The sequence below is a fragment of the Phycisphaerales bacterium genome (genome assembly GCA_029268515.1).
Classification (GTDB): domain Bacteria; phylum Planctomycetota; class Phycisphaerae; order Phycisphaerales; family SM1A02; genus JAQWNP01.
The window spans coordinates 433,952-445,403 of record JAQWNP010000010.1 but is presented as its reverse complement, the minus strand read 5'-3'; the positions used below and the strand labels follow the sequence as shown (position 1 = coordinate 445,403).

8 protein-coding genes are annotated in these 11,452 nt (G+C 51.2%); 6 read left to right on the top strand and 2 right to left on the bottom strand.

Going from position 1 to position 11,452, the window contains the following annotated elements; genetic code table 11:
- The 4 genes from P8J86_08240 to P8J86_08225 form a co-directional block, all read left to right on the top strand.
- A partial coding sequence (locus tag P8J86_08240) for an MFS transporter (protein MDG2054683.1) occupies positions 1-774 on the top strand: 774 nt, incomplete at its 5' end.
- A gap of 129 nt (positions 775-903) precedes the next feature.
- The gene (locus P8J86_08235) at positions 904-3,711 is read left to right on the top strand and encodes a protein kinase (GenBank protein ID MDG2054682.1); all 2,808 of its coding nucleotides are present in this window, start codon (positions 904-906) and stop codon (positions 3,709-3,711) included.
- A gap of 53 nt (positions 3,712-3,764) precedes the next feature.
- Positions 3,765-4,235, top strand: a complete 471-nt coding sequence (locus P8J86_08230) for a VOC family protein (GenBank protein ID MDG2054681.1) — start codon at positions 3,765-3,767, stop codon at positions 4,233-4,235.
- 86 nt (positions 4,236-4,321) lie between these two features.
- On the top strand, positions 4,322-5,809 hold the full coding sequence (locus tag P8J86_08225; GenBank protein ID MDG2054680.1) for an aldehyde dehydrogenase: 1,488 nt from the start codon (positions 4,322-4,324) through the stop codon (positions 5,807-5,809).
- Between the two features lie 37 nt (positions 5,810-5,846).
- Here P8J86_08225 and P8J86_08220 read toward each other — a convergent pair whose 3' ends face one another.
- Positions 5,847-7,346: a hypothetical protein gene (locus P8J86_08220; protein MDG2054679.1), complete on the bottom strand. Its 1,500-nt coding sequence runs from the start codon at positions 7,344-7,346 to the stop codon at positions 5,847-5,849.
- An 88-nt stretch (positions 7,347-7,434) separates the two neighbouring features.
- Positions 7,435-8,415, bottom strand: a complete 981-nt coding sequence (locus tag P8J86_08215; GenBank protein MDG2054678.1) for a hypothetical protein — start codon at positions 8,413-8,415, stop codon at positions 7,435-7,437.
- 238 nt (positions 8,416-8,653) lie between these two features.
- On the opposite strand from P8J86_08215, the gene P8J86_08210 reads away from it, so the two are divergent.
- The gene (locus P8J86_08210) at positions 8,654-9,391 is read left to right on the top strand and encodes a glycosyltransferase family 25 protein (GenBank protein ID MDG2054677.1); all 738 of its coding nucleotides are present in this window, start codon (positions 8,654-8,656) and stop codon (positions 9,389-9,391) included.
- Positions 9,392-9,547: 156 nt separating this feature from the next.
- Positions 9,548-11,395 (top strand): hypothetical protein, encoded by a 1,848-nt coding sequence (locus tag P8J86_08205; GenBank protein MDG2054676.1) that lies wholly within the window; start codon positions 9,548-9,550, stop codon positions 11,393-11,395.
- The last annotated feature ends 57 nt before the right edge of the window (positions 11,396-11,452 follow it).

The window sequence follows — 11,452 nt, the reverse complement described above, 5'->3', positions numbered from 1 at the left end:
CTCATGGCCACCGGGCTGGTCTACGATGCGATTGGTTGGCGCAGCTTATACATCATCTGGGCCGTCGTCATGATTCCCATTGCCATCTTGGCCTGGCGCTTCATCAAACCAAATACCACGTCTACCCAAGACAATTCAATTGGTCTCTGGATCACGCGCTTGATCTGGCTGCTCAAGAAACCCTTGGTCTGGATATGTGGCCTTTCTTTTGGATTGACTATTGCCACGATTGGAAACTTTGGTTTTATCTGGAACATCAATTTGCAGAAATCGCTGGGCTGGGGCAAGTTCAACGCCAATCTGCTGACCTTTGTCTTTGTCATCGGCGTGATAGTGGGCGGTTACTTCGTCACCTGGCTTTCAAAACACATCGGTGAATATCTCGCCGTGGTGATCAACATGAGTATTGGGTTGGGTGTGTTTATTGTTTGTGTCTTTGTGACCTCTAGCTTACGAGAGATATTGGTCAGCATTCCCATGCTCTTCTTTGTAGGCGCCACGCTGGGCACCGGCACCATGATCCAACCCTATATCGCCCGCTTCTTTGATCGTGACATGTCGGCCATGTTCTTTGGGATCACTACAGCGATCTATCTGGTTATTGCTGGAATCATCGTCTCCGCACCCATGTGGCATCTGGCAAGTGAAACCAACTGGCAAGCTTCTGATCTTCGCCTGGCGCTCATTCCCTACTTCGTGACCATCATTGTTGGCATCGGCATCTTTGCCATGACGCGGTTGATTATCAAGCAGCGTATCAATGAAGAGCGCTGATGCGATGCCAATGCAGCAAAGCCGACTAAGCACGCTCTGCTCGCGATGCACGACTCAAAATCTGGCCTGCTTTCCCCCACTCGGGTACCCTTTCCAATACTGAAGTACCAGCTACATTGGAGACGCACGGTGCCTGAAGAACGAATTGGGAAGTATGTCGTGGTCGGCGAAGCTGGCCGGGGCGGAATGGGGATCGTTTATCACGCCCGCGATGAATCACTGAATCGTGATGTCGCTATCAAGGTGTTGCCAGAGTCAACAGCCTTAGATGCCAAACGCATGGCTCGCTTCCAAAGAGAAGGCAAAGTTCTTGCCTCCCTCAACCACACCAACATCGCCACCATCTACGAGATCGGACAGCATAACGATCACCTCTTTGTGGTTCTTGAGTATGTCCCCGGTCAAACCCTTGATGAATTGATCCGGCGCAGCGCCATCCCTTGGCGAAAAATGCTACCCATCGCCATTCAGATTGCCGCCGCCATGGAATATGCCCATGACCAAGGCATCATCCACCGCGATCTCAAACCACTGAATATCAAGTTCGATGAACGTGGCCATGTCAAAGTGCTCGACTTTGGACTGGCCAAGGCCCTCGACGAAAATGATCCAGAAGAAGATGCCAACGAGTCTCTTTCAGATCGCGCGACGCTCGTGGCACTCTCAGAAGCCAGTCAAGATGCCAGCGCCACGCGGCCAGGCGCCATGATGGGAACGGTCGGATACCTCTCACCCGAACAAGCCTGCGGAAAACCGGTCGATAAACAGACCGACATTTTCTCGTTCGGCTGCATTCTCTTTGAAATGCTCACCGGTAATGCACCGTTTGCTTCAGATTCTGCCGTCGATGCCATTGGCCGAACACTTCACAAGGATCCAGAGTGGGCGCAGCTCCCTCAAAACATCCCAACACAACTCAAAGCCCTGTTGCAGCGTTGCTTGGCCAAAGAGAAGCAAGATCGACTGCGCGACATCGGCGATGCACGACTGGAACTCATCGAACTTCAAGAATTTCAGGATGATGAACAAGCAACCATCACCGAGCAAAGGAGCAGCCCCGCCTTGCTCGCGGTCGCGATTGTCGCGGTGCTTATTGCAATCGCCTTAGGTGTTCTTTATGGGTTGGACAAATCGCAGCCAATCGCGCCCATACAGCAGACAGCAGCACCACTGACCCATCGTGCGATCAAATTGCCTGAGCACCTCACGCCCGGTGTGTTCTCTTCAACACCTGATGACGCATACATCAGGTTGGTTTGTACCAACGAAGTGCCCAGTGAGAAAAAAGGTGGCCCACCTCAGCTTGAGTTCCGCATCTATGTGCGACCACGAGACTCCGATGAACTCCGCGCCATTCATCACTTTACCGGCCTCGCAGGTTTCGCTTTTTCACCAGATGGTGAATCCTACGTACTGAACTACAACGGACTTATTTCGCGCGGTCGAATTGACTCAGATGTCGCGCCTGTTGAACTGGCACGAATTCAAAGCCCCGCAAACTTTGCTGGTGGCTTCTGGCTCTTCCCTGCAAAACGAGGCATCGTTTGGTTTGACGAAGAGACGCTGGTCGTCGAGACACTCAATGATCAAGCACAACCAGAACTGGTGCTTTTAAACGCGAAGACTGGGGATATCAAGAAGCATGTCCCGCTCATACTTGAAAGCAATGATCTTCGTCGAGATGGACTGATTGGGAAGTTTGATGATGATCACGTGCTGATGTACGTCTCGGTATATAACGATGAAGGGTTTAGCATCAACCTCGCCACTGCTTCATTGAAGACTGGCGAACTCAAGGTGCTCGTTGAACGAGCCGGTGACGCACAGCTCATTGGCGATCAGGTGTTCTTCACACGCAATGATGCACTGCATGTGGCCTCTTATGATCCGAAAGAACATAAGCTGCTGGACGCTGGACAACCGGTCATGCAAGGTCTCTTTTCTAAGTACGCAGCTCACGCGCTTTTCGATATCTCCGACAATGGCACTTTGATCTACCTGCCTGGCGGTGTGCAAGGCGCTGATCGGCGCATCATGATAAACACCGGCGAAGGTGCCCAAGCAACGGAACTGGTCAATGCGCCGTATGACAATGCCCTGGCAGTCTCTGGTGATGGCTCAAGCATCTGTTCGACGCGGCTCAGAGATGATGGCATGTGGGAAATCTGGGGCGGCACATTCGACCCACCACGCATGCGAAAAATTCTCGCCAAGAATGATGCTGACTACTGCTTTCCAATGTTGAGCTATGACGGCTCAACACTCGGTTGCGTGCAAATCACCACCACCCCTAATGGTGTTGAACTCGCGTACGTCGTCGCTCCAGTTGATGGCTCAAGATCAAAAGAGCTGGTACGAAACTTCACTGATCCCTATGAAATGAACACCAGCTGCTTTAGCTTAGACAACCAGCGTGTGATGGCAGATATGCCTGACCCCAACAGTGCCAATAACCAGAGATATCTCGTGGAGATGGATCTCAAAACTGGTGAGATCAGCGAGGTCCTTTCCCGTGTTGGTGGCGCTCGCAATGGACTCTGGTCTCCCGATGGCAAGATCATCTCCTTCCAAACTTTAGAAACAGGGGTTCCGGAACTACATGTCTACAATCCTGCAAATGGAAATACGCAGGTCGTCTCCCATATTCCAATCGGCGTGCAACGCTGGGTAGAACACCCTGACGGCAGCCTTTCGCTGATCTACTGGGATGATGAATGGGGCGTCTGGGAATCGACCATCGCTCTTGATGATGCCGGTGCTTTTGCGATTGGCCAAGCAACCCCCCACCCACATATCGACTCACCAATGGCGCTGCACTACACCATGGACAATCGCGGCAATGTCTACACGATTGAAGCAGGTGAAGATGATGGGGCCCCAAAACATCTTGTAGTCATCGAGAACTGGCTTGATAGCATCGACGCAAAGAAAAAATAAGAGCGATTCACCACGCTCATCGACGGCTATCTCAACAAAAAATAGAGGCAATTATGCGACACTCACTGATCATGATCTCCTTCGCTGTAGCACTGATCTGTCTCACTGGATGCATCTGTCCTCCTGATACACCAAAGAAACAATCAAGCCTCGAGCTGGGTGCCTTTTCCGTCAGTCTGGCCGTTGAAGACTTGGCTACGTCGCGTGCCTTTTATGAGAAGCTCGGTTTTAAAAACATCGGCGGCTCACCCGAAGAAAACTACGTGGTGCTCAAAAATGGCAACAGCACCATCGGCTTGTTCCAGGGCATGTTCGAGGGCATGATTCTCACCTTCAACCCCGGATGGAACAGCAGCGCCAAACCATTAAAGCACTTCACCGATGTGCGGCAACTGCAACGTAAACTCAAAGATGAAGGCCTGACTTTCATCTCTGAAGCTGATCCAGCAACCACTGGCCCCGCGAGCTTTATGCTCGCCGACCCTGATGGCAACGTCATACTGGTCGACCAGCACGTCAAATAAGACGCCGAGCAGACAGCGAAACATTTGGCGATGCCGTACACTGCCTGACCCTGTCAAAAACCCTCTCTTTTCCGGAGCACAGCGTCATGGCCGATCTTCCCAAAGCTGACCATTACATCAATGGAAAGTGGGTTAAGCCCAATAGCGGCGAATACTTTGAGACCGTCAATCCCTACACCGCCAAACCATGGATGCATATTGCCCGTGGCAATCCGAATGATGCCGATCAGGCCGTCGCCGCCGCAAAGAAAGCCTTGCACAATCCTGACTGGGCTGGACTCACCGCGACCCAGCGTGGTGCCCTGCTCCGCAAGCTCGGTGATGTCATCGCTGAACACGCCGACGAATTGGCCCGCATCGAAGTCCAAGACAATGGCAAACTCTTCGCTGAGATGAGTATGCAGCTCAAGTACATTCCCCAGTGGTACTACTACTTCGGGGGCTTGGCTGACAAGATTGAAGGCGCCGTACTTCCCATCGATAAGGCTGAGACTTTTACCTTTACGCGGCATGAACCACTGGGCGTGTGCGTCTCGATCGTGCCCTGGAACTCGCCCCTGTTCCTGACGAGCTTCAAGCTCGCCCCCGCACTGGCCGCAGGCAATACAGTCGTCATCAAACCCTCTGAGTTCACCAGCGCCTCTGCGTTGAAGTTCATCGAGCTCTTTGAAAAGGCTGGTTTTCCACCAGGTGTCGTCAACGTCGTGACAGGCTTTGGCAAAGAGGTCGGTGAAGCATTGATCTCTCACCCTGATGTCGCCAAGGTCGCCTTCACTGGCGGCTCGGCAAGCGGTCGCCATGTCTACAGCACCGCCGCTGACTCGCTTAAGCGCGTAACACTGGAACTCGGTGGCAAGTCACCCAACATTGTTTTCGATGATGCAGATATGGACAACGCCGTCAAAGGCGCCATCTCTGGCATCTTTGCAGCGACTGGGCAAACCTGTATCGCTGGCTCGCGCTTGCTGGTGCAAGAGTCAATCCATGATCAGTTTGTCGAGAAACTCGTGGCCTTGGCTAAGACCGCCCAGATGGGCAATCCCATGGAGATGACCACCCAAGTTGGTCCCGTCACCACCCATCCTCAATATGAGAAGGTGCTCAGCTACCTGGATATCGCCAAAGAAGAAGGCGTCACCTGTGAACTTGGCGGCGGCAAAGCCACACGACCCGAATGCGGCGATGGCTGGTTTGTTGAACCGACCATCTACACCGGTGTTCGCAATGACATGCGTATCGCCCAAGAAGAGATCTTCGGCCCAGTGCTTTCGGTGATTCCTTTCAAAGATGAAGAAGAAGCCATCGCCATTGGCAACGATGTTGTCTTTGGTTTGGCTGCAGGCATCTGGACACAATCGATGCGCCGCGCTCTTGAAGTTTCAAAGCGTATTCAAGCAGGTACCGTTTGGGTCAATATGTACCGAGCCTTGAGCTTTATGGCGCCGTTTGGTGGTTACAAAGAATCAGGCCTGGGACGCGAAAGTGGCCAGGAAGCGATTCGCAACTATCTTCAAACCAAAACGGTTTGGATCTCAACTGCAGAAGAGATTTCAAATCCGTTTATTATGAAGTAGCGAAACGACCTGACCACTTTGTACATGTGACCGTTGCTTATTCTGGGCAAGGGCCCCATTTGATTAAGACGAGAATGAAGTCAATGATGCCAACGCGGCCATTACCGCTGAGATCTGCATCGCAATCTTGGCATGGACCCCAAGCAACGAGAATCTCAAAGACGTCACCGACGCCGACCATTCCATCACCATCGATGTCCCCAAAGCATGTTGGCTGAGCTGCAGGCGCCGCAAATCGCCAAACATCATTATCGATGTTGAGGTAATTGGTTGGATCAGAAAAGTCGAACGTTTCACGATCGCCGCCAAAGGTAAAGATCGCTGATTCTGCATCACCACTGCCGTCAACTGCCAAGGCAGCAAAGTCATACTTAATTTCCTCAGGCGTGGTGGCATTCCAAGGTGAGGTACTTGCCAATTGCCAATCGGCTCCATCAGAACTGACCCACACATCCATCGGGTTTCCAGCACCAAATGGATCGGTCGGATCGGCGCTCTGACCAAAACCTCCAAACAACACAAACTGATCATCGGCCACCACAACTTGATGTCCAGGCCGTGAAGGCCAAGGAGCGCGAGCTGTCACAAGTTCCCAATCAGCACCGTTGGCAGAGCGCCACACGTCATTGAAGTAAGGCGGCTTGCAGAACGGAAAATCTTGACAAAGGAATCCTTCTTCTCCACCAAAGAGATAGATGTAACCATCCTTCACGGCCACGGCTGCGCCAGCACGGGGCTCAAATGGCGCGGCTTCTGTCATCTGTGTCCAGGTCTCGCCATCATCTGATGACTTCCAAACATCGTTGTAATAGATACGCGCTGGAGGACCACCAATGATTGCATCATCATCAAGATAAGAGCCAGCGATGACGTATAGGTCGTCTCCCATGACCGCACTGCTTAATCCTGCTCGCCCTGACCAGCCAGCTTCTGCTGTGCGCTGCGTCCAATTCACTCCATCAGTACTGCTCCAAACATCATTGAAGAACTGAGAAGCAGAGATAAAAGGACTGCAGTTTTTATAGGGTGGTGGGCATTCAGGATTGGGAATCAAGATAAAGTTCTGACCGCCCATGACAAACATCTGATCACCTTTGGCTTCGGCTCGAAAGTATGCTCGCGCTGGCCAGTGATCGCCATCAGATTCTAAGAGTTGATTCCAAGCACCACCCTGATCAGTGCTCTTCCAGACATCACTCCAAATCACACTATCGCCAGGAATTGGAACTGGTCCTGGTGCATTGGGTGTGCGTCCACCCATTAAGTAAAAGTCACCATCAATATCAACGACCTGTAGGCCCGCACGGGCTGCCCATGGAGCATCTGCATTGCTCAGTTCCCACTCCCACTGATCAACAGGTACCGAATCGAATGCCATTGCTGGCAGACATAGAAAGAGTGAAGAGAAGAGAGTGATGGGTGACGTTAAGGGGGACATGATGATGCCTTTCTCATTTTCTGGTTTGGGGCTTCGTGTAGCAATAACAGTCCAGTAGGCAGATTCCACAATGAGATCGTGCCGTAGGTCCATTGGCATCGTACTGATGCTTCTTTTTAGTTACACGTTAAGTTTGTGTTGCCTTCGCCAGAATTTTGCGCTTGCTGAGGCATCCGCTCTGCCATCACTACGATACTGACTGCGTCTCCGCGGGCCACGCCTCATAGCGCACTCCAGGAATCAGTACCGCGATCAGCACAATGAGCCAAATGACAATCCAGGATGAAAAAATGAGCCATAAGGCCGGAACACGAGAAGCTGACTGAACCATCATGGTTCCGCCGATGCGACTAAATGCCAGCGCGAGCGATGATTCTCCCAATACGTCAGACATATAGATCGTGCTCGTTTCTCGCTGGTGAACAAGCTGTATTTTGCTCACAATACGGCTTAGGACAAAACGTGCTGGATCCCAAGGATCAGTGAGGGGCCCTGCTTCAGCCATCCACTGCGCGACCTGTTCATCAAGATGATTTGATTCAACTTCTTTGGGATAGAGATCCTTCATACTTGGTTGAAAACGATACAGGGCTGGCTCAGGTTCAAGCCGCCAATCGGTCACGCCATCTTGATCGTGGCCAATAGGAACAAGTAACAACAACTGCTGACGGTCATCATGCCACTGAATCCGCACGTGCATCGGCAGTTGATCATTCCAAAGCTCTTTGAGCTCGCTCAGATTGACATCTGGACCATGCATTGCAACCCGCACAGAACGAACTTCACTGGACTGAGGCTGAAAGCCAATCTCCACGGCATAGTCGCCAGAGTGGTCAACTTGCCGCCCAAAAAGTGCATCAGCAAGATCTTGAAATGGCGTAAAGGTGACTCTGGCATAGGTGGCAAACAGAACAACTGCCAGCAGTACGACCGAGAGTCCACGAATCCATCTGGCCACTGGAATACGGCTGCCTGTCAGCACACCGGTTGAGCAGAGATCATGGCCACATTCTGGACAGATACAGCCTTGAAGGTCTCGCACGCAGTAACGGCAGCTGGGACACGCAGGCACATCTGAGACGCGACGACCGCGAATCATCAACAGCACCGCTGCCATGATGATCACGAAGAGCCCTGTCATACTCACTGCCAGTACTGATAAACGCATAGCAGACTCCAAGATACACTTCGGTATCACTCCCAATCGCTGTTACGAGAAGCAGCCTAACTGATTTCAAACTTCTAGCCAGAGGCAATAACTGCGCCAGAAAGTCGCTGGGCGCGCTCAAAATATCTCTAATATCACAATGCACTCACTATGTGCGTGATTTACACAATGCCGTGCCGCGCGCAGCCGATAGGCTCAGAGCAGTAGTTATAGCCCCGCACCTGGTAAGGAACCACCAATGTCTATTCTGTTTAGCCACTTTGACCGCATCTACGTCATCAACCTGGCCTTCCGAGCTGATCGACGACGAGAGATCAATGCCCAGCTACGAAGAGTTGACCGAAGCCTTGAACATGAACAGGTTGTGCTTTTTGACGCAGTCCGCCCTGATGATGCGGGTGATTTCCCCTCCATCGGCGGCAAGGGTTGCTTTATGAGCCACTTGAATGTGCTCAAAGACATGCAGACCAAGGGATACAAACGCATCTTGATTGTTGAAGATGATGCTGATTTTACCAAGCACTTCTTGTCACCTCATCCTGATATCAACCAAGCCATCCAAGAAGAAGACTGGGGCCTCTTCTACTTTGGCTATTCACTGACAGATACATGCAAAGTCACTGGTGACCAGCCAGTTGGCAAAGTTGCCCCTGCAGATAACCTCATGCTCACCCATGCGATGGCCGTCGATCAATCCATCGTTGACGACATCATCCCCTACTTTGAAGCCATGGCTGCACGACCTGGCGGCGACCCCAAAGGTGGCCCCATGCAGATCGATGGCGCCTATAGCTGGTTTCGTAAAGACCATCCAACTGTCTTGACCTTGGCAACGCGCAATCAACTCATGATTCAACGCCCTTCAGCAACAGATATCCATCCACCCACATGGCGTGAACACATTCCCTTGATTAATTTACTGCGTCGTGGCAAGAGCCAGCTCAAGAGATTCAAAAGTCGTTCCACTGAAAACTAGGTGAACCTGCAGACGCAACGCAGGAGAAGGCCACCACAGCGTGCCTATTGCGATACACCTTGACTTGACGAAAATCTTCGTCTACTGTGCAGGCGCCCCTGCTCACCTCCTTGGACATAAGCTGACTGCGATAGCGATCACACTGAGATTTTCAAAATGAAACACCACCTTGCCATCGTATTCGTTGTTGGAACACTGCTCTCACTTTGTTTAATAAACGCTACAGCGAACGGTCAAAAAGAGAGCAATCCAGAAATGGAAGAGCTTGCTCTTACCTTAAAGACTGCTGTGGCAAGTGGTCTTGTTTCAAGTCGTGAAGCAGGCCGTGTCTGGAAATTCTATGAAAGTCAGATGAGTGACCGCTTGCTCGATAGCAAGAGTCGCGAAGATGACGAAGATCAAAAATGGGCAGAATACCGTGCGCTCACAATGGCTGTACCGGGCGCTCGACGTATTCGTGCACTGTACCAACCAGCATTTCTCAGCCGTGATCTCGCGATTCTTGAAAGTGAACTCGATCTCGATCAAGAACAACTGATCATTGCCCGTGTGCTTCTGGATGATTACGCCGAAGGCATGGAACTTGCTTCAGCACCGCTTCAAGAAGGTCTTTCACGTTATGAAATGAATGATCAACAGCGGGCGATCAAAAATATCTTAGATCGCGTTGAGATCGCCGAACCCAAAGCCGCCAGGCGCCGCGTCCAACGCAATTTGAATGAGTGGCGAGAGAAAATCGGCGAAGAATCAGAGGAAGCCTCTGAAGAAAAACGGCGAGGCTTGAATGAATATGGCCAGCGTATGCTCGATGCAACATCTGATATCAACCAACGACTTACGAGTTTACGCGAGCAAACAACTGCTTATTTTGATGCCAATCAAGCTGGCGAAGAAATAACTGCCCAAGAACTTTTCCGCATGGCGCAATGGCTGCAAGCAGAACGCACCGCTCTCTACGAAATTGTGGTCAATTCGCTTGAGTTGATTTTGACTGAACAACAAATTGGCCAAGAGCGAGAGAACTTTCAAGGTGCACTGGCAAGACTTGAGCTCGAAAAACAACTTCAACAGAGCCGAATGGCTGGAGAAAATGTTAATTTGTGGTCGGCGCTCAACCAAGTGGATCGTTCGGTGGCGCAGCGTACTGGCCTGGATGCCCCACTCTTGGAGACAAAGCGATTGCTTGATACGCACCGCACCGCCCTTGTAGCTTCTTTACAGCAACGAAATACTGCTTCAATTGCTCGTGAGATTAAAGGACTCAATGTACTCAAGGTGCGCGATGACATCAGGCAAGAACAAGATGGGTCCCGCGTTGCACTGAGAACTGATGAACAGCAAGATCGGCTCCAAAATGCGCGAGATGGTTTTAAGAACGCAGCGCAAAGAGAAGTCCAGGCATCACAACTTGTTCGTGATCAAATTCTTCTACTACTCGAAAACACGCGTCAAGAGATGGACTTGCTTTATCCAGACACGGACTTTGCTTCGCTCTTTGAACAGCAAGCTTTACGTCGCGGTTTTCCAAGAGAAATGAAGCAGCAATGGTCGGAGCAAGCTCTTGGCAGTGCACTGGCGATTAAAGATTTAGACGCCGAAACACGCCAGAATGTCGAAACACTGAAAATAGATACCAACATGCTACTCAAGCTCTACCGCAACAGTGGTATTGATGAGCGCCTTGAACGAGATCAAAAACTAGCACTTCAGCAAGTTGAATTGCTCTATGGAAATGGTGATGACAGAAAAGCCATGCTTGAACCGTACGGTGAGGCACTCTGGTATGGACCCAACTATGAACAGTTCCAACAACTTGATGAACAAGTTGAAATAGCGCTGATGGCGGTCTTGACCACTGACCAACTGGCATTGTTACCAGAACGCAAGATCGTCGAACCCAAGGAGATGGGCAGGGGCAAAAAAGGCGATAGCAAAGGTGGCGGCAAGAGCGACGGCAATAGTGGTGGCAAGGTTGGCGGCAAGGGCGGCGGCAAGGGCAAATAAGCCTCCCCATCAGACACGCCATAAAAAAAGACAACTTTTTGAGAATGCTGCAAGCTC

Bases quoted from the DNA above. Each gene is read 5' to 3' on its own strand.
- P8J86_08230 (MDG2054681.1), top strand. From the start codon at position 3,765: ATGCGACACTCACTGATCATGATCTCCTTCGCTGTAGCACTGATCTGT.
- P8J86_08225 (MDG2054680.1), top strand. From the start codon at position 4,322: ATGGCCGATCTTCCCAAAGCTGACCATTACATCAATGGAAAGTGGGTT.
- P8J86_08220 (MDG2054679.1), bottom strand. From the start codon at position 7,346: ATGCCAATGGACCTACGGCACGATCTCATTGTGGAATCTGCCTACTGG.
- P8J86_08215 (MDG2054678.1), bottom strand. From the start codon at position 8,415: ATGCGTTTATCAGTACTGGCAGTGAGTATGACAGGGCTCTTCGTGATC.
- P8J86_08210 (MDG2054677.1), top strand. From the start codon at position 8,654: ATGTCTATTCTGTTTAGCCACTTTGACCGCATCTACGTCATCAACCTG.
- P8J86_08205 (MDG2054676.1), top strand. From the start codon at position 9,548: ATGAAACACCACCTTGCCATCGTATTCGTTGTTGGAACACTGCTCTCA.